General features: G+C 70.1%; 14 protein-coding genes and 1 pseudogene. 6 read left to right on the top strand and 9 right to left on the bottom strand.

Going from position 1 to position 17,974, the window contains the following annotated elements:
• Positions 1 to 130 precede the first annotated feature (130 nt).
• Positions 131 to 2,689: an ABC transporter substrate-binding protein gene (locus tag ACZ7L0_RS18490; protein WP_471243506.1), complete on the top strand. Its 2,559-nt coding sequence runs from the start codon at positions 131 to 133 to the stop codon at positions 2,687 to 2,689.
• A gap of 26 nt (positions 2,690 to 2,715) precedes the next feature.
• Here the strand turns inward: ACZ7L0_RS18490 and ACZ7L0_RS18495 are convergent, their stop codons facing one another.
• Genes ACZ7L0_RS18495 through ACZ7L0_RS18505 form a run of 3 tightly spaced genes read right to left on the bottom strand, consistent with a single transcriptional unit; the run spans position 2,716 to position 5,614 of the window.
• Positions 2,716 to 3,951 (bottom strand): cytochrome P450, encoded by a 1,236-nt coding sequence (locus ACZ7L0_RS18495; RefSeq protein ID WP_471243507.1) that lies wholly within the window; start codon positions 3,949 to 3,951, stop codon positions 2,716 to 2,718.
• A gap of 51 nt (positions 3,952 to 4,002) precedes the next feature.
• Complete coding sequence (locus tag ACZ7L0_RS18500) at positions 4,003 to 5,397, bottom strand: NAD(P)/FAD-dependent oxidoreductase (protein WP_471243508.1); 1,395 nt, start codon at positions 5,395 to 5,397, stop codon at positions 4,003 to 4,005.
• Complete coding sequence (locus tag ACZ7L0_RS18505) at positions 5,387 to 5,614, bottom strand: ferredoxin (RefSeq protein WP_471243509.1); 228 nt, start codon at positions 5,612 to 5,614, stop codon at positions 5,387 to 5,389. Before ACZ7L0_RS18505 ends, ACZ7L0_RS18500 begins: the two co-directional genes overlap by 11 nt.
• A gap of 243 nt (positions 5,615 to 5,857) precedes the next feature.
• Here ACZ7L0_RS18505 and ACZ7L0_RS18510 point away from each other — a divergent pair, with 243 nt between their 5' ends.
• Positions 5,858 to 7,183 (top strand): lanthionine synthetase LanC family protein, encoded by a 1,326-nt coding sequence (locus tag ACZ7L0_RS18510; RefSeq protein ID WP_471243510.1) that lies wholly within the window; start codon positions 5,858 to 5,860, stop codon positions 7,181 to 7,183.
• Here the strand turns inward: ACZ7L0_RS18510 and ACZ7L0_RS18515 are convergent.
• The 5 genes from ACZ7L0_RS18515 to ACZ7L0_RS18535 all read right to left on the bottom strand — a co-directional run bounded on the left by ACZ7L0_RS18515 (position 7,095) and on the right by ACZ7L0_RS18535 (position 13,246).
• Positions 7,095 to 8,930, bottom strand: a complete 1,836-nt coding sequence (locus ACZ7L0_RS18515) for an amylo-alpha-1,6-glucosidase (RefSeq protein WP_471243511.1) — start codon at positions 8,928 to 8,930, stop codon at positions 7,095 to 7,097. The two genes, ACZ7L0_RS18510 and ACZ7L0_RS18515, sit on opposite strands and share 89 nt — an antisense overlap.
• Positions 8,931 to 8,975: 45 nt before the next feature.
• Positions 8,976 to 9,821 (bottom strand): carbohydrate ABC transporter permease, encoded by an 846-nt coding sequence (locus tag ACZ7L0_RS18520; protein WP_471243512.1) that lies wholly within the window; start codon positions 9,819 to 9,821, stop codon positions 8,976 to 8,978.
• Positions 9,818 to 10,801, bottom strand: a complete 984-nt coding sequence (locus ACZ7L0_RS18525) for a carbohydrate ABC transporter permease (RefSeq protein ID WP_471243513.1) — start codon at positions 10,799 to 10,801, stop codon at positions 9,818 to 9,820. Before ACZ7L0_RS18525 ends, ACZ7L0_RS18520 begins: the two co-directional genes overlap by 4 nt.
• A gap of 20 nt (positions 10,802 to 10,821) precedes the next feature.
• On the bottom strand, positions 10,822 to 12,063 hold the full coding sequence (locus tag ACZ7L0_RS18530; RefSeq protein ID WP_471243514.1) for a sugar ABC transporter substrate-binding protein: 1,242 nt from the start codon (positions 12,061 to 12,063) through the stop codon (positions 10,822 to 10,824).
• A gap of 142 nt (positions 12,064 to 12,205) precedes the next feature.
• Positions 12,206 to 13,246, bottom strand: coding sequence for a LacI family DNA-binding transcriptional regulator (locus tag ACZ7L0_RS18535; protein WP_471243515.1), 1,041 nt, complete (start codon positions 13,244 to 13,246; stop codon positions 12,206 to 12,208).
• A 314-nt stretch (positions 13,247 to 13,560) separates the two neighbouring features.
• Between ACZ7L0_RS18535 and ACZ7L0_RS18540 the strand changes: the two genes are divergently transcribed.
• The 4 genes from ACZ7L0_RS18540 (at position 13,561) to ACZ7L0_RS18555 (ending at position 17,409) form a co-directional block, all read left to right on the top strand.
• A complete protein-coding gene (locus tag ACZ7L0_RS18540) occupies positions 13,561 to 15,384 on the top strand; it encodes an RICIN domain-containing protein (protein ID WP_471243516.1) in 1,824 nt (607 codons plus the stop codon).
• A gap of 107 nt (positions 15,385 to 15,491) precedes the next feature.
• Positions 15,492 to 16,217 carry a response regulator transcription factor gene (locus tag ACZ7L0_RS18545; protein ID WP_471243517.1) on the top strand — a complete coding sequence of 242 codons (726 nt, stop codon included), beginning with the start codon at positions 15,492 to 15,494 and terminating at the stop codon, positions 16,215 to 16,217.
• A complete protein-coding gene (locus tag ACZ7L0_RS18550; protein ID WP_471243518.1) occupies positions 16,214 to 16,570 on the top strand; it encodes a hypothetical protein in 357 nt (118 codons plus the stop codon). Before ACZ7L0_RS18545 ends, ACZ7L0_RS18550 begins: the two co-directional genes overlap by 4 nt.
• A 32-nt stretch (positions 16,571 to 16,602) precedes the next feature.
• Positions 16,603 to 17,409, top strand: a complete 807-nt coding sequence (locus tag ACZ7L0_RS18555) for a DUF3500 domain-containing protein (RefSeq protein WP_471243519.1) — start codon at positions 16,603 to 16,605, stop codon at positions 17,407 to 17,409.
• Positions 17,410 to 17,554: 145 nt separating this feature from the next.
• Here the strand turns inward: ACZ7L0_RS18555 and ACZ7L0_RS18560 are convergent.
• Positions 17,555 to 17,971 (bottom strand): annotated as a pseudogene (locus ACZ7L0_RS18560) (ankyrin repeat domain-containing protein); the annotation flags it as partial.
• Positions 17,972 to 17,974 lie beyond the last annotated feature (3 nt).

Consider the following 17,974-nt stretch of genomic DNA (forward strand, 5'->3'; position numbering starts at 1 on the left):
AAGTTCGGCCAAATCTGATGCAGTGGCATGTCCTGACCTCCACAAACGGGATCATCCCCACACAAGAACTGCCCATGTGGGAGGGGGAAGGGCTGTGTCGCCACCGGCTCTTGAACATGTGATCGACTTCGTGCAAGCCCTCGACGAACTGGTGACACGGCCGAGCGGCGGACGGGAGCCGCCCGTACTCGTCCTCTGGGACGAGGGGACCGGACCGCGACACGCCAAGGCCTTCGTCTCGGGTTACGGCGACCGGCTCGTGGAGACTCGCGACGGCGACGCGGCCTACCTCGCCCCCCGTGCTGTCGTCGAGTCCCCGCCGACGGCCTCGGATGCCAGGCCGGACGTAGAACTGCTCGACCTCCTCGTCGCGGAGTGGAAGAACACCATGCCGCGACGCACGGGGGCGCTGCGTGTGCCGGCCTTTCAGGTCTGCCGGGACGTCCTCGACGTATGCATGCCCAGCGATGAGCTCGACGACGAGGAGACAGGTGTTCCCCGGGATCCGCACCGCGCCATGGCGCTGGGACTGTGGACTCGCTGGGAGCAGCGCACCCCGGTTCTCAACGCCGTGCGGCAGGCGTTCGACAACGCCGCGATGCCGCGATGGGTGGCGGGCATCTGGACCGTGGTGCTGTCGTGGCCCCTTCAGGTCTGGCACCGGTGGAGGCTCAATCGCACCATGCGGTGGTACCCCCGCCGGCTGACCAATGCCGGACTGGCCTCCCGGGACTTCATTCAGGCCGCGACCCGGTTGCGCGCGGCGGGGACGGAACAGCAGAGGCTCTTGAGGCTGAACCTGCTGCTGGAAGCACTCTTCACGGATCTGTCCCGGGCCGTCGCGCCCAGCCGGTTCCGGCCCTGGCGGCGCCGCAGGCTCTGGCCCTTCGTGCTGCTGGTGCCCGATCTCGGCGGCCCCTGGGCCGCGGTGGTACGGCAGTTCCTCCAAGCGCACCGCGAGCTCGTCGGGCAGGGAGCGCGTCCCCCGCTGGTCATTCTCGCGGGACAACGCGGCGAACCGGAGGACACCGGCACCGGCACCATTCAGTCCGTCGGCCTCGAAGAGGCTGCCACCGTGCTGAGGCGCCCGGGAAGCCGGGCGGCGAACACGCCGGGACCCCGGCGCATCGCCGTGCTGCTCCAGGACGGCCCCGAGCAGCAGGATGTCGCCAGATGGCTGGCGCTCAACGCCAAAGTGACACCCCCTGAGGTGGGCGCGGTCCGGGCCCACGCGGGGTGGGCGGTGCCGGCCCTGCTGCTGGCGATCCTGTGCTCCGCGGGATTCGCGTTCCGGAACGACGCCCCGGCGATCGGCCTTCCCTGGGACGACACGGACGGACGTCGTGTCACGAAGCCCTCCCCCGCACCCGATCCCTGCCCCGGCACCTGGCGGGAGGGAAAGGAGACCGTGGGTGTCGACACCGAGGCGAAGGGCTGTTATTTCACCGGCGCGAAGTCGCAGTCCTTGCTGCGTGATCTGCAGGACCGGATCCGCAGCCAGAACGCCGCGGTGAAGGGAACCCATCGAACGGTGGTGTTCCTGGCACCCCTGACGGCCGATCCCAACGCGCGCAGCGAGCAGATCGTCCCGGCGGGCGTGCTGCAGCTCCAGGGCGCCGTGGCGGCACAGAAGACCTGGAACGAGCGGGCGATGGTGGACCACGACACGCCCATGCTCAAGATCCTGGTGGCGAACACCGGCTTCGCCTTCGGTGAGGGCAAGGCGGTCGCGGACCGGGTCCGGGAGCTGGCGGCGAAGGACAGCAGCGTGTCCGCGGTGATCGGCATCACCCAGAGCCGTCAGGAATCGGTCGACGCCATCAACCGCCTGGGCGACAGCATGCCCGTGATCGGTGCCTCCGTCACCGGCGACTTCATGGCCGAGGAGGCGCGCAACTTCTTCCACACCCAGCCGACCAACGAGCGAATGGCCGAGGTCATGGTGCGGCACGCGGTGGGCCAGGACAGCCAGAAGGCGCTGATCGTGTACGACAGCAAGGACCGCTACAGCCGCGAACTGCGCGACAGCCTCGCCCGGCGGCTCAGAGCCCACGACATCGCCGTCGAGGACCCGTGGTTCGCGCAGGTTCCGGCCCCCAGGCCCGGGAACGGCAGCGCCACCGCGCTGGGGCTGCCGGACCTCGCCGAGCGGATCTGCGCACTGCAGGCTGATCACGGCACGACCTTCTACGCCGCCCGGGGCACCCAGCTCCCGAAGGTGCTCGCACGGGTGCAGGACACCTGCGGCGGGGACGGCGAAACGAGGTCCTCCCCCATCCCGGTCATCGCCTCCGACGTCAACACGCTGATCGAGTACCAGGACGTGCCCGAGTGGGCGCGGCTGCACAAATACACCGCGGTGGACCTGTACTACATCTCCTTCTCCGGCCGGCCGGTCCTGCACAGCCCCGAGGGCGGGAGTGACTACTCCACCGGAGCGGACTCGTTCCGGGCGGCAGCCGCCGCCATCGAACAGGCATCCGCGCAGTCCGGCGGCTCCGCCTCACCGTCGAACGTGCTGCAGGCCCTGCGCAACCACGTCACCGTCCGGGACGGCATCGCCCCCGACCGGGAGTTCACCCTGCCGCTCAGCGAGGAGGAGCGGGCCAAGCGCCCCCTCTTCCTCTGCCTGGCCCCGCACAGCCCGGACGTGGACAGCCATGCGAAGTGCTCGCGGGAAGGCCGCTGAGGGAGTGCCGACCCTGCACAGGGCCGTCAGGGGCGCACGCCGTCGATGCTGATGTTCAGATGGCGCGGACCGCGCAGAACCGCGTTCTTCCGGTACGGCGGCGGGTCCTCGGTCAGACGGGGGTTGTCGATCCTTCGGGCCAGTTCGGCCAGGGCGATCTGTGTCTCCAGGCGGGCCAGCGGCGCGCCGAAACAACTGTGGATGCCGCTGCCGAAGCCCAGGTGCTGGATGTCACGGCGGTCCGGGTCGAACCGGTCGGGGTCCTCGAACCGCTCCGGGTCCCTGTTGCCCGCGGCGAGCACGAGCCAGATCCTGGACCCCTTGGGGATGTTGATGCCGCGCACGTCGATGTCCGCGATGCAGGTGCGCTGGGGCACGAGTTGCACCGGCGGCTCGTAGCGCAGGAGTTCCTCCACGATGTTGACGGCCAAGCCGGGATCGTCGCGCAGCCTCTGCAGGATTTCCGGGTGGCGCAGCAGGGTGAGCATGCCGTTGGTGATGAGGTTGACCGTGGTCTCGTGTCCCGCGATCAGCAGGAGCACGGCGGTGGTGAGTACCTCCATCGTCGTCATGGGGCCGTCCGGTCCGTGGCCGGACACGAGCTGGGACAGCATGTCGTCACGAGGGTCCTTGCTCCGTTCCTCGACCAGCCCGGCCAGGTACATGCCCAGTTGGACCCGCGCCTCCTGCGCGGCCTGCCGGCGCTGGGCGTCGTCCTGCCCCGTGTCCGGGTCCAGGCCGGCCACGAGCGGGTCGACCCAGGCCCGGAAGCGCGGCTCGTCCTCGCGTGGCACGCCGAGCAGCCGGCAGATCACGGTCACCGGGAAGGGGTAGGCGAACTGGTCGACGATGTCGATCTGCCGGGCGTCCCCGAAGCCGTCGATCAGGCCGGAGACGATCTCGGCGAGTTCCTTGCGCATGGAATCGATCCGGTGGGGGCTGTGCGGAGGGCCGAAGGGGCGGTTGGCGATCCGCCGCAGCCGGTCGTGCTCGGGCGGGTCGAGCCGGATGAAGCTGGGCGGCAGCCCGGTGGCCTCCGGCTCGCCCAGTTCGTCGGTGCCCGCGGCGGCGAGATTGGCGGCGTCGGAGCTGATCCGCGGGTCGTGGAGCAGGCTGTGGATGTCCCAGTAGGAGCTGACGAGGTAGGGACCTCCGTCCTCCTCGTGCAGCACCGGCGTCTTGCGGAGCTCCTTGTACAGCGGATACGGGTCGGCGCGGTTGGCGTGATCGGTGATCTGGCGCAGGAGCGAGACTTGCGTCATGAGGGGGTTCCTTGGGGCGTGAAGGGCGCAGGAGGACGCGCCGGCCGGTGGTCAGTGGCGGGCGGGGGCGAAGACCAGCCGCCGGTCGGCCGGTGAGTAACCGCTGAGGGTCACGGTCGGGCCGTGGCTCGGCAGGGACGGGTCGGGGAAGTCCGCCGGGACCGGCCGTCGGCCCTCGGGACGGCGGTCCACCGTCGGGAACTCCAGCGGGAAGGGCGCGGCCGTCTCGATCAGCCGCTGGTAGAACTCCAGCCAGCGCGTGTTGTCGAAGCTCACGGCGCCGATGACACGTCCCTGGTAGCCGTACGCCCCGATGAACCGGCATTCGGCCAGCGACCCCTGCGTGATCATGATCTCTTCGCCCATGGAGGGGACCCCGACCGATTTGATGTTCACGCCGAACTGTGAGGACCAGAAGGCGGGCACCCACATGTGCGGGCGCCGCTCGGCACTTGCGCTGATCATGTTGTGCGCGGCGATCTCGGCCTGGGTGACCGCGTTGCCCCAGTGTTCGAGCGACAGGAACTGGTAGCCGAACAGCGGGTGCGGGGACCGGGCGACGTCACCGGCGACGAAGACGTCGTCGGTCACGATGCCCCGGAAGTCGAAGGCCCGGCAGCCCGCGTCGCAGGCGATGCCCCGGGGGCCCGCTCCGAGCCCGGATCCGGCCAGCCAGTCGGTGTTGCGGAGCGCGCCGAGCGAGACGACCACGATGTCCGTCTCGACGACGGAGCCGTCGGACAGGTGGGCCGCCCGCACCCGTCCCCCGGAATCCCCCTCCAGGGCGGTGACCATGACACCCGTGCGCAGGTCCACGCCGTTCTCGCGCTGCAGCTCGGCGGCCACCGCGCCGACCACCCCGCCGAGGGCGCCCACCAGGGGTGCGTCCGCCCGCTCCGCCACGGTGACGGCGACGCCCTGATCCCGGCACGCGGAGGCGATCTCCGAACCGGTGAACCCGGCGCCGATGACGCACACCCGGCGGGGTGAGGCCTTCAGCCGGCGGTGCAGGTTGACCGCGTCGTCGCGGGTCCGCAGCACGAACACCCCGTCCAGCTGGGCCTCCGCTTCGTTCGGCCAGGGTCGCGCGCGGACGCCGGTCGCGATCAGCAGCCGGTCGTACTCCACCTCGTCCCCGTCGGCCAGCCGCACCCTCTTGGCCGCCAGGTCCAGGCCGGTCGCCGCGACACCGAGTCTCCACTTGGCGTCGATCTCGCGGCGCCGGGGCAGCTCGGTGTGCTGAGGGGACGCCCTGCCCAGCAGGACCGCCTTGGACAGCGGCGGACGGTCGTACGGCTCGTGCGGCTCGTCACCGATCATGGTCAGTGATCCGGCGAAGCCCTCGGCGCGCAGGGTCTCGGCAGCCCGCAGACCCGCCAGCGAGGCTCCGACGATCACGATCCGGCCCTCGCGCCTGAGCCAGTCCAGGAAGGCGTCACCGGCCATGGGCCGCCTCCTGCCCGGTCAGGACGTCCAGTTCGTCGGCCGTGATCGCCTGCACCGGGCAGGCCGCGACGGCACGCGCCACCCTTTCCCGGTGCTCCTGCCCGGGGCGTGGGTTGTAGACGAGCGACTCCTCGCCGTGCATGGCGAAGACATCCGGCGCGAGAAACGCGCACTGGGCATATCCCTGGCACTTGTTGAGATCGACGACAAGCCTCATCAACGTTCCGCCCCTTCGGCGGCCAGGTCCGTCGGCGCGCCGACCGCTAGGGGGGCACCCGCCGGACGGCGGTCATCTCCCCCGGACAACAGCATCGAAGACCGAGCCGGACCGCGCTCGCCGAGGCGCGCCGCAGGGGTGACGGCACGCACCCGCGCGTCCGCGCGTACGGGTGCGGGGTCGGCGTGCGCTGATGAGGCCGAAGGCGCGCCCGAAGGGGGCGCGCGGTTGTAGCGTGACTGGGTGACGGGGAGCGACGTGTACAGGGAACTGGGCGAGGCGGCCTGGTCGTGGGTGCTGAACCAGGTGCGCGAGGACGAAGGACCATGGCTGCCGGAGGTGGTACCGGAGCACGGCCAGGACACCGTGCCGGAGAAGGACCGCGACACGCTGTACTCGGGAATCGCGGGTCTGGCCCCGGTGCTGGCGGAGATCGCGCGGTACCGGGACCTGGACGAGCGTGAACAGACTCTGGTGACGGGGATCGTGACCAGGCTGTCGGCCCAGGCGCGGCACAGGACGGAACCGTCGCTGTACGACGGTCTGGCAGGTGACGCCATGGCGCTTAGGCTGCTCGCCCCGGGCAGGGAGTCGGTCGCACTGCGGCGGCTGGCCGACCTGGCGACCCCCGAGGGCTGGAAGACCACGGTCGAGTTCGTTCCGGGGTCCGACGCACCCCTGAACGACATCATCATGGGTACCGCCGGTGTGGTGATGACAGCGGTCTGGGCGGGCGGTGAGTACGCGGAGGCGATCGCGACGACCGGCTGTGAGGCGCTGCTGCGCGTGGCCGACCGTACGGACGCGGGCCTGGACTGGGGGATCGCGGCGGACACGCGGTGGCGGGCGCCGAACTACTCGCACGGCACCGCCGGGGTGGCGGCGGCACTGGCGGTGGCGGGCGCGGCGCTGCACCGGAAGGACTTCGTCGAGGCGGCGGTGGAGGGAGCCCGACACGTACTGTCCGTGGGCTCGCTGGAGGACGGCGGCTTCATCGTCCCGCACACGATCCCGCCGTCGAAGCGGGAGGTGGAACCGGTGACCTACACGTGGTGCCACGGTCCGGCCGGTACCCAGCACCTGTTCGCGGCGCTGTCGCACGCGGGCGTGGCCGAGGTGGCGGGCCTCGGTACCGACGAGCTGCGGCACCGCTGCCTGACCTCGATCCTGACCTCGGGAGTTCCGCGGCGCCTGCGTCCCGGCTTCTGGGACAACGACGGCCGCTGCTGCGGAACGGCGGGCGTAGGGGACGTACTTCTGGACGCGGCGCAGGGTTGCGGGGCGACGGCGACGGCGACGACCCTCGTGCGGGCGGCGCGCGGGATGGGCGATGCGTTGGTGGAGCGGGCGATCCGGGACGAGGCCGGTGCCCGCTGGCGTTTCCTGGAACACCGCGAGGATCCACCGCTCCTGCCGCCGGGCACGGCGTGGATGCAGGGCGCGGCGGGCATCGCGGCGTACCTTCTCCGCCTCGGGAGGTTCATCGAGACCGGCCCGGACGCGCTGGTGGTGGACCGCCCTGACCAGTGGTGGGCAGTGCCCGGGTATCTGCGCGGTACGGCTTCGTGACAGGGCGGCGGACGGCTCCGGCACGGAGTTCGTGGGCCTCGGCGAGGAGCAGATAGCTCGCGGCGGTCCAGGTGTAAGCGCGGTCGCGCAGGCCCGTGCCAGTGAGGGCGTCGAAGTTCTCCGCGAAGCCGTTGGTCTCGCACAGGGACCGGAAACGGGCGCTGACCTCGTCGGCGAGTCGGTGGTGGCCGCCGCGGCGCAGGCCGTCCTCGACGAGCACGGTGGCGGGCGCCCAGATCGGGCCGCGCCAGTAGCCGTCGGGGCGGTAGTGCGGTGAGGTGGGCAGTTCGGTGGCCAGTCCGTACGGCGTCAGGTGGGCCTCGATCCGGGCGCACAGCGTCCTGGCGACCTTCTCGGGCAGATGCTCGCCCAGGACGATCGGCATCAGGTCGAGCAGGCTGGAACTGCTCCGGGTGTCGCCGCTGTCGGTTCCCCGGGCGACGAAACGCTCCCCCGTCCACAGCTCGTCGAGCATCGCCGCCTGAGTCTCCTCCGCGGCGCGCCGCCACTCCCGGGCCTCCTCGGCGCGTCCGAGTTCCGTTGCCACAGCGGCGAGTTCACGCAACTGCAGGACGAGGAACGCTGCCAGGTCGGCGGTGACGACCACGCGCTCGGGATCGAAGGTCGTGGCGTTGTCCCAGCCGCTGTCGTTGCCGTGCTGGTAGTGGGGCAGGGCCGCACCCGGGGCCTGCCGGGCGGTGCGCCAGAAGTCCGTCCAGCGTCGCAACCCGTCGTAGACCTCCGTGAGTTGGGTGTGTGTGAGCGGCTCGGGCAGGCGCCTGCGCAGGTGGGTGAGGGTCCAGCCGTGGATGGGTGGTTTGACGAAGTTGTACAGGACCTCCGAGTGGGTCACGGAGTCCGGCAGGGCTCCGCGCTCGTCCTGGTGGTCGAACGGCAGCGAGAACTGGTCCCAGGCCAGCGCGGGCGCTCCGGGGGCCAGGGCGAGGGCGTTGAAGCAGTGGTCCCAGCTCCAGACCTTGTCCATCCAGTGTTTGGACATCAGCACCGCGGGCCGGGTGACCAGGCCCGCGGGGCCGGCTGTCGCCGACCACAGGACGTACGCGGCGAGTTCGGCGGCCGGGGTGCCGGAGGAGCGCCAGGGGGCCACCGCGTCGGCGAAGGCGGCGAAGGCCCGCTCCGCCGCCGCCGCGACCTGGCCGAACGTCGACGAGGCGGTGTAGGGGCGGCGTGCGCTGCCGATTTCCTCGACGGCGGCCTCCCAGGTTCCGTCGGCATCCGCGGTGATCGTGAGACCTCGGTCGGCGGCACTCAGGGCCTGGCTGCCGCAGGCCTCTGCCACGATGCCCGAGAGGACGGTGATCCGGTAACGGCGGCCGGTCTCGTACGAGGTGAAGACGTATGCCCCGTCGACCGGGTCGCGGAAGAAGTACGTGCCCGTGAAGGGCGTCAGGGTCCACGCCGCCGCGGCGATGCGCAGGCCCGGTCCTTCCCCGCGCAGACGCACGGTGTCCGGCGACTCGTAGGCGAGGTCGATCCGGCCGCCCGTGTGGGCCCAGCTGAGCAGGCTCGGTGTCGCCGTGATCCGGGTCTCGGCCCTCTCGCCCGTGGTCGCGTCGACGGGGACCAGGCGCAGGACGGCGTGCATGCCGTTCTGGTGGGAGACCAGGTGGAGGTCCTCGGCGTACGTCTTCTCCGCGAGCACCGGGGAGATGCCGAACCAGGAGCCGTGCGTGCTGAACGGGATGTCGTGGACGGAGAAGGCCGGGCCGGGCGGGGCAACGGTCATGAAGGCTTACTCGCTTCTTCTCGGGGGCGCCGGGTACGTGCGGGGTCAGTCCTTCACGGCTCCCGCGGTCACACCGGCGGCGACGTAACGCTGTGCCAGGACGAGGATCACGGCCGCGGGCAGTGAGGCCACGACGGCGGTGGCCATGATCGCGTTCCACTCCTGGTTGTTGTTGCCGATGTAGTGGTAGATGCCGAGGGTGATCGGCTCGTGTGCGCCGCCGCCGGCGAGGGTGCTGGCGAAGACGAAGTCGGACCAGGACCACAGGAACGCGAAGAGCGACACCGTGACGGCGGCGTTGCGGCTCATGGGCAGGACGATCGACCAGAAGGTGCGGACGGGTCCGGCTCCGTCCGTCCTCGCGGCCTGGAGCAGTTCGCCGGGGATGCCGGACATGAACGCGGTGAAGATCAGCACCGCGAAGGGGACGGCCAGCGTGGAGTCGGCGATGATCAGGCCGGGCACCGACTGGAGCAGACCGAGGCTCAGGTAGATGGCGTAGAAGCCCATCGCCATGATGATGCCGGGGATCATCTGGGCGGCCAGGAGGAGGAAGCTGAGCACGCCGCCGCCGCGGGGGCGGAGTTTGGCCAGTGCGTAGCCGGCGGGTGCGGCGAGCGCCACGGTGAGGATCACGGTGCCCAGGCCGATGACGAGGCTGGTGCCGAGGTAGGGCAACTGCTGGTCCAGGACGGCCCGGTAGCCCTCCAGCGTGCCGTGCACGGGGAACAGGTCCGGCGGGGTCTTGCGCATGTCCTGGTCGCGGGTGAAGGACACGTTGAGCATCCAGTAGACCGGGAAGAGCATGACGGCGGTGAGCACGAGACCCGTGGCCGTCTTCCACCAGGTGGTCCGTCCTCGGCGCGGCCGGGGTGTGCGGTCGACGGTCATGAGGCGTACTGCTTTCGCTGGACCCTCAGATACACCAGGCCGAAGAGCAGGGCGGCGACGACGAGCAGGTTCCCGACGGCGGCTCCGGGGCCGAAGGCGGGGAGCAGGTTGCCGAAGCCGAGCCGGTAGGACCAGGTGGCGAAGGTGGTGGAGGAGTCGGCGGGGCCGCCCTTGGTCATGATCCAGATGATGTCGAAGACCTTGAGCGTGTAGACCAGGCCCAGCAGCAGGGTGATGGCGGAGACCGGGCGCAGCAGCGGGAAGGTGATGTGCCAGAAGCGCCGCCAGGCGTTCGCGCCGTCCATGGCGGCGGCCTCGTACAGGCTGCCGGGGATCGACTGCAGACCGCTGTGCAGCACGACCAGGTTGAACGGGACACCGATCCAGATGTTGGCGATGATCACCGAGGTGAGCGACCACGACGGTGACGTCAGCCAGTTCACCGGGCCGATGCCCACGATGTGCAGGGCCGCGTTGACGACGCCCGAGTCGGTGTTGAGCATCCACGACCAGGTGGAGGCCGACACGATCAGCGGCAGCAGCCACGGCACCAGGAACAGGGCGCGCAGGGTCGCGGAGAGCCGGAAGTGCTGGTTGAAGAAGACCGCGAGGGCCAGGCCGATGGCGTACTGGAAGAACAGGCAGACGGCGGTGAACACCACGGTGTGGGTGAGTGCCGGGCCGAACGTCGGGTCGTCGAGGGCGGTCCGGTAGTTGGCGAGGCCGGTGAAGGGTGCGTCGCCCTGGACGAAGGAGCGGACGGTGTAGTGGCGCAGGCTCAGGTCGAGGTTGCGGTAAAGCGGATAGGCGTAGAAGAGGCCGAGGTAGAGGGTGACGGGTGTGAGGAAGGCCCAGGCGGCCCACTGCTGCGAGCGGGGGCGGCGGCGTGGCGCCGGGCGGGCCGGGGGCTGGGCGGCGGTGGCCGTCCCGGTCCGGTCGAGCGCGGGCCGGTGGTCCGGCAGGTGTGTCGTGTGGTTCATCAACGGCCCTTGTGGTCCGGCTACTTGAGGGCGTTCTGGGCTGTCGCGAGGGCGTCCTTCGGGGACTTCGCCCCGCTCAGGGCGGTCTGGACCGCCTTCCACATCTGTTCCGAGATCTTGGGGTACTTGGTGCCGAGGTCGTCGCTGGTGCGCCCCTTGGCCGCCTTGACCGCCTCCACCCAGGGCTTGAGCTTGGCGTCGGCCGCCACCTGCTTGGCCTGCACCTCACCGGTGGGTGCCACGTAGGACAGGGTGGTGTCGGTGTCGTACAGACTCGCGGTGCTGGTCAGGCAGGACACCAGCTTGCGTGTGGTGGCATAGCGGCCGGTGTCGCCCTGCACGGGGACGGTGACGAACTCGCCGCCGGTCGGGGCCGCGGCGTTGCCTCCCTCGGCGCCGGGGACGGGGACGACACCGTACTCGAAGCCGGCCTTCTCGGCGTTGGCCAGCTGCCAGGTGCCGTTCTCGGCGAACGCGTAGTCGCCGGTCGCGAACTCCTGCCAGCTGGTGGTCTGGGTGTTGTTGAGCACCGAGTTGGGGGTGTAGCCCTTCTTCGTCCAGCCGGTCCACAGGGACAGCGCCGACTCAGCCTGGGCGGAGTCCAGTCGGGTCAGTTCGGCGCCTGCGCCCCAGAACCACGGCAGGAACTGGAAGCTGCCCTCCTCCGTGCCGATCGCGGAGAAGGTGATGCCTTTCTTGCCCGCCTTCTTCACCTTCTCCAGAGCCGCCGTCAGGGACGCCCAGTCCTTGACGGAGGCGATGTCGACGCCCGCGGCTTCGAGGACCTTCTTGTTGTAGTAGAGGGCGAGGGTGTTGGCGCCGATGGGGGTGCCGTACGTCTTTCCGTCCGACTGTCCGGCCGCGAGCAGGTTGGGGTCGGCCTTGGAGGTGTCCACCTTGTTGTCGGCGGTCGTGGTGAGTACCCCCGCCTCGGCCAGGGTCGACACCACGGGGTTGTCGACGATGAGCACGTCCGGGGAGTTGTCCTGCTGGGCCGCCAGCAGCGCCTTGTTCGCCAGGTCGCTGGTGTCGAACGCCGTCCGCTTGATCTTGACCCCGGCCTTGTTCCCACAGCCGTCCAGCAGCTTCGTCCAGGCCGAGCCCTTGGCGAACTGCGGGTAGGGGTCCCAGATGGTGTAGGTGCCGTTGTCCGCGCCCTTGTTCGACGTGCTGCCGCTCGACGAGCAGGCGGTGGTGCCGGTGGCGAGGGCTACGACGGTCAGGGCCGCGGCGGTGAGTCGCCGTGGGGTGGATCTGTTCATGGCGCGTTCCTTAGTGGTGTGGGCGCGGGCATGCCGAGGAAGCCGTCCTGCTCCGGGGCATGCCGAGGAAGCCGTCGGGCGAGGAAAGAGGCGGTGACGGGTGGTGTACGGGGCTGCGGGACACGCGGGACCGCGCGCCGTGTCAGGTGGTGGCGCCGGGATCGGGGGCCGGGTGGGAGTGGGCGGGCCCGGTGCTGGCCCGGAGGGAGATGGGCGGGGCGAGAAGGTGGTGGCGGGGTGCTGCCTCGGGGTGGCCGAGTCGCTCGACGAGCAGGTCGACGGCGAGCCGCCCCAGTTGCTCCGCCGGCACGTCGGCCGCCGTGAGCTGCGGGGTCACCGTCTCCGCCCAGCGGCTGGCCACGATCCCGGTGACGGAGAAGTCGCGCGGCACATGGCGGCCCGCCATGGCGAGGCCCCGGTAGAGGCCGCCCAGCGCGGCCTCGTTCAGCGTGACCAGCGCGGTGGTGGCCGGGTCGTCGTGCAGGATCTGCTCCAGGCAGACCTGTCCGGAGGGGGCGTCGTCGCCGCAGCAGTACGTCCGTACGGTCAGCCCGCGCTCCGCCGCGGCCTTGGTGAAACCGTCCAGCCCGCGGTGCGCCGACTCGTACCCGGCCCGCAGGAGGCGCTCGGGCCGGTTCACGAAGGCGATCCTGCGGTGGCCCAGGTCGGCGAGGTGATGGACGCAGGCCGCCGCCAGCGCGGTGTGGTCCAGGCCGACCCACCAGTCACCGTCCGGGCGGGCGGTACGGCCGATGCAGACTGCGGGGAAGTCCTCGGCCACCAGATGGTCGACGCGGTCGTCCTGAAGCCTGATCTCCATCAGGATCGCGCCGTCGACCCGGCGCTCGGCCAGCAGCCGCTGGAACGAGCGGTCGCTGTCCACACCGCTCGGCGAGAGCAGTACGTCGTAGTCGTAGGCCGCCGCGGCCTCCACCACGCTGCCGATGAAGTCGAGCTGCATCCCGGTGAAGTGGTTGCCGGCAGGCGGGAAGACCAGACCGATGGTGCTGGTCCGGCCGTTGGCCAGGGCACGGGCGCTGGCGTTGGGCCGGTAGCCCAGTTCGTCGATCACCCGTTGGATCTTCTGCCGGGTGTCGTCCGACACCGGGCGCTTGCCGCTCAACGCGTACGACACGGTGCTCCGCGAGACACCGGCCCGCTTGGCGATCTCACCGATGTTCACGGGGACTCCTTCGTCGAACCGGTTCGAGAGCGAGCCGATCGTCGAACCGGTTCGCGTGAGGGGAAAGTAGGAGCGAGTCGGAGCGGGTGTCAATGCCTTGCGCGCGATTGCCCAAGTCTTGCCTCCGATCCACGTCGTGGGTGTTGCTGACCCTTTCCGGCGGTGCTAGCTTCCGGCGAACCGGTTCGACGAAGCCGTAGAAGTCCCTGAACTCCATCGAGCAGACCCCTTACAGCTCGGGGCCGATGTGAGCCGGGCGCGATCGAACCGGTTCGTCATCCTGGGCAACCCTTCGACCATCGGGAGAGCCGCCGATGCACCTGCGATCACCACGCCCGCTGTCCAGAGCCGCCGTCCTGCTGGCGGCCCTCGCGGCGAGCCTGCTGCCCGCCACCACCGCGCACGCCGCCGACACCAGCGTCACGGTGGACTTCGCCACCGCGGGAGGGGCACCGACGTACCACGCCTCGGGAACGATCTACGGGATGACCCCGGACGGCTCGCTGCCCCAGGACCACTTCTTCAAGGACGTCAAGTGGCACTTCATGCGGGCCGGCGGCGCCCAGCTCAACAGCGGCGGCTACGCGACCAGCCTCGCCGACTACCAGACCCGCTGGAAGTCCACCCTGGCCCAGTACAAGCGGACCGTCGCGCTCGGCGGCACGTTCGTCCTGCTCCCCCACGACCTGTGGGGCGCCGACGGCACCACCAGCCAGGGCTGGCCCGGCGACAACGGTGACTGGACGCAGTTCGACAACTTCGTCACCCAGCTCGTCAACGACGTACGCGCCAACAACATGTCCGTCCAGTGGGACCTGTGGAACGAGCCCGACGGCAGCAACTTCTGGGGCGCCTCGCAGAGTCAGTACCTGCAGATGTGGTCGCGGTTCTACGCCCGGGTGCGGGCCGCGTTCCCGAACCAGCTGATCGTCGGACCCAGCACCGCGAGCCAGCCGAACTCGTCCAACACCTGGTGGACGACCTTCCTGTCCTACGCCAAGACCAACAACGTGGCGCCCGACATATGGAGTTGGCACGACGAGCCGGGTGACCCCGTCACCGACGTCGGCCGCGCCAACTCGACCCTCGCCGCGGCGGGCCTGGCCAACACCCGCCCGTACCAGATCAACGAGTACGCCACCCTGTCCATGCAGTCCCCGGGCGGCGGCGCCTGGTTCATCGGCCGCCTGGAGCGCGCCGGCGCCGACGGCTTGCGCGGCAACTGGGCCTCGGGCACGAAACTGCACGACTACGAGGCCAACCTGCTCACCAAGAACAGCGCGGGCCAGTATCTGCCACTCGGCGAGTGGTTCATGTACCGCTACTACGGCTCCCAGACCGGCAACATCGTGAACCTGGTCCCGGGCACCGGCACCGACGGCCTGGCCACCAAGGACAACACCGCGAAGAACGCCAAGGTGCTGCTCGGCAGCAGCGGCAACACCGGCACGGTCACCGTCAACCTCACCGGTCTGAACACGACGTCGGTGGTGGAGAACGGCCGGGTCCGCGCGGTCGTCCAGCGCGTCCCGTACAACAACGGCGCCGCGGTCACCGGCCCGGAGACGATCTCCGACACCACCCTGACGGTCGGCAACAACGCCACCTCGCTGTCCCTCCCCTGGTCCAACGCCAAGGACGGGTACACGGTCACCCTGCTGCCGCCGTCCAACACCACCGTCTCCACGGTCGCCGTGAGTGAGAACAGCGGCCAGTGCCTGGACGACACCGGCCTCAGCACCGCCGACGGCACCCAGTACCAGCAGTACTACTGCGAGGGCGGCTACCAGCAGATGCTCGACCTCAAGCCGGTCTCCGGCCGGACCAACACCTACACCGTCGTCAACCAGCTCAGCGGCAAGTGCCTGGACGTCTCCGGTGCCTCCACGGCCGACGGCGCCGCCGTCGACCAGTACACCTGCAACGGCCAGACCAACCAGATGTTCACACTCAACCCCGTCACCGTACTCGGCAACAGCCACGACTACCAGCTCGTCGCCGTCCACAGCGGCAAGTGCGTCGACGTCTCCGACGTCTCCACCCAGCCCCGGGCCCTGATCCACCAGTGGGCCTGCGACCCCGCCGGCGCCCTGGGAACCAAGAAGAACCAGATCTGGCGGCTCCAGGGCAGAAGCTGAGCCCGTCGCCGACGCCTCTTCGTGGGCCGGCGACCGGGACGTCGGCCCATGGCGCACACCCAGCTCGCACACATGGCGTCCATGGCGAACGGAGAGAAGGTCTACTCATGTCTGGCGCCTTGGATACCCGTGCGGACACGGTTCGCGTGCTGATAGTCGACGACGAGCCCGAGCTCACCGAGCTGCTGTCCGCGGCCGTGACCGAGGCCGGGTGGCGGCCCTTCCCGGCGGAGGACGGACGCAGCGCGCTGCGCATCGCTCGTGACTGCGTCCCGCATGTGGTCGTCCTCGACGGGATGCCGCCCGATGTGGACGGGGTGCAGGTACTGCGCAGGCTGAGGAGTGAGAACACGAGACTGCCCGTGCTGATGCTGACCGCCCGTGACGCGCTGGAGCACCGGATCGACGGGCTGTCGGCGGGCGCGGACGACTACGTGACCAAGCCGTTCTCGCTGGAGGAGGTGATGTTGCGGCTGCGCGGCCTGCTGCGCCGTGCCGACCCGGCCGAGACGTCCGACCGCGGACCCGTACGGGTGCTGGGTGACCTCGTACTGGCCGAGCGGACCCGCGAGGTCCGGCGTGACGGGACGCCGATCGCGCTGACCGCCAAGGAGTTCGACCTCCTGATGTTCCTCATGAGCCATCCGCACCAGGTACTCAGCAAGGCGCAGATCCTCGAACACGTCTGGAACGCCTCGTTCGACGGCGAGGGAAATCTGGTCGAGGTCTACATCTACGGCCTGCGCGCGAAGATCGACAAAGGGCGTGCGCCGATGATCCGCACCGTCCGCGGCGTGGGATACGCGATCAGAGCCGCGGACGAATGGACATGACGGGTCAGCCGCGCGGCGCGGCCCGGTCCGGCTCCGGCCTGGGCCGGCGCTCGCTACGGGTCCGCCTGGTGCTCTTCGTCTCCGTGACCATGGTCGTCGTGTGCGCGGCCATGGCGCTCACCACGGTCTTCGTCCAGCGCGTCTATCTGCTCGGGGATCTGGACCAGCGTGTCACCGACGCCGCCGAGCGAAGCCAGGGCGGGCTGCAACGCCGAACGGGCGGCGCGACCGACCTGGGCTTCCTGAACGAGCGCGGTCAGCCGACCGGCACTCTGGCGGCTCGTTTCGCCGACGGCGAGGTCATCGCCGCGGAGGTGGTGACCGAGGACGGCCACCAGCAGGGCCTCACCTGAGTGCGGACCAGAAAGCCCTGGGCACCGCCCTGTTGAAGGCCGCGCTGAGCGCCGACGGCCTGGAGACCACCGAGAAGATCCGCCGGATCAACCAGGCGGCCGGCGAGGCGATCGACAACACCACGTCCTTCAACGAGGACGCCTACTACTGGACCCTGATGGGCACCCCGTCGGCGACCGAGCCCTGGGGCTTCCAGTTCGACGGCCACCACCTGGTGATCAACTACTTCGTCCTGGGCGACCAGGTCGTCATGAGCCCCTGCTTCTGGGGCTCCGAGCCGACCTCGATGGAGATCGACGGCGAGACCGTGACCGTCTGCCACGAGGAGGTCGTCGCCGGCCTCGCCTTCATCAACTCCCTCACCGAGGCGCAGCAGAAGGTCGCCATCGAGTCCTCGGCCAAGTCGAACGAGTCCATGAAGGCGGGCGCGTTCTCCGACAACACGGTCCAGGCGTACACCGGCATCCGCGGCAACGCCTTGACTGCCGTCCAGAAGGCCAAGCTCCTCGGCATCGTGGAGGCTTTCGTCGGCCGCGCGAAGGCCGATGTGGCGAAGGTGAAGCTGGCCGAGGTCCGCAAGCACCTCAAGGACACGTACGTCACCTGGGCCGGCGGAACCGGCGACGACGACGCCTTCTACGTCCGCGTCCACAGCCCGGTCGTGTGGATCGAGGTCGACTGCCAGGCGCCGGGACCGCTCGCCGGCGCGTACGGCGCCAAGCAGGGCAGCGGCGCCACGCAGAAACACGTCCACTCCATCATCCGCACCCCCAACGGCAACGACTACGGAAAGGAGCTCCTCAGGCAGCACTACCTGACGTCACCCCACCACCGGTGACACGGACGAAGTGACCACCGAGCCGGTTCTCCCGTCATCCCGGCTCGGTTTCCCGTCACCGTGAGGGGCGCACCTGCCGGGTGCGTCCCTCACTCGTCGGTCGTTCGGCGGGCACGTCCAGGCTCGCAGGCGCGCCTGCCTGGTGGGGGGTCGCTCCGGCCGCCATGAGGAGAGCGACGGTTTCCGGATGGGGGCCCTCGTGCGCCCAGTCCAGCGGGGAGCGGCCCGTGCCGTGATCTTCACGGAGGTTCGGATCGGCGCCGTGCGCCAGCAGTGCGCGCACGGTCTCGGTGTGCCCCCAGCACGCGGCAGCGCACAGCGGTGTGCCCTCCGAGCCGAGTCCGCCGCTCTCCGCGTCGGGAGGGGCCCCGGCGGCCAGGAGCAGGCGGGCGATCTCCGCTTCTCCGTTCACGGACGCCACGTACAAAGGCGTGGCGCCCTCGCTGTCCGCTCGCTCCGCGTCGGCTCCGGCCCGCAGAAGCGCCTGCACGCGGGCGGCGTCACCCAGCAGAATCGCTCCGAAGACACCCCGGGAGAGCTTTTTGCGTCGCCGCTGGTTCATGGG

Source organism: Streptomyces sp. NPDC039424 (genome assembly GCF_055639495.1).

Bases quoted from the DNA above. Each gene is read 5' to 3' on its own strand.
- ACZ7L0_RS18550 (WP_471243518.1), top strand. From the start codon at position 16,214: ATGACGGGTCAGCCGCGCGGCGCGGCCCGGTCCGGCTCCGGCCTGGGC.
- ACZ7L0_RS18525 (WP_471243513.1), bottom strand. From the start codon at position 10,801: ATGAACCACACGACACACCTGCCGGACCACCGGCCCGCGCTCGACCGG.
- ACZ7L0_RS18515 (WP_471243511.1), bottom strand. From the start codon at position 8,930: ATGACCGTTGCCCCGCCCGGCCCGGCCTTCTCCGTCCACGACATCCCG.
- ACZ7L0_RS18530 (WP_471243514.1), bottom strand. From the start codon at position 12,063: ATGAACAGATCCACCCCACGGCGACTCACCGCCGCGGCCCTGACCGTC.
- ACZ7L0_RS18495 (WP_471243507.1), bottom strand. From the start codon at position 3,951: ATGACGCAAGTCTCGCTCCTGCGCCAGATCACCGATCACGCCAACCGC.
- ACZ7L0_RS18540 (WP_471243516.1), top strand. From the start codon at position 13,561: ATGCACCTGCGATCACCACGCCCGCTGTCCAGAGCCGCCGTCCTGCTG.
- ACZ7L0_RS18505 (WP_471243509.1), bottom strand. From the start codon at position 5,614: ATGAGGCTTGTCGTCGATCTCAACAAGTGCCAGGGATATGCCCAGTGC.
- ACZ7L0_RS18500 (WP_471243508.1), bottom strand. From the start codon at position 5,397: ATGGCCGGTGACGCCTTCCTGGACTGGCTCAGGCGCGAGGGCCGGATC.
- ACZ7L0_RS18545 (WP_471243517.1), top strand. From the start codon at position 15,492: ATGTCTGGCGCCTTGGATACCCGTGCGGACACGGTTCGCGTGCTGATA.
- ACZ7L0_RS18520 (WP_471243512.1), bottom strand. From the start codon at position 9,821: ATGACCGTCGACCGCACACCCCGGCCGCGCCGAGGACGGACCACCTGG.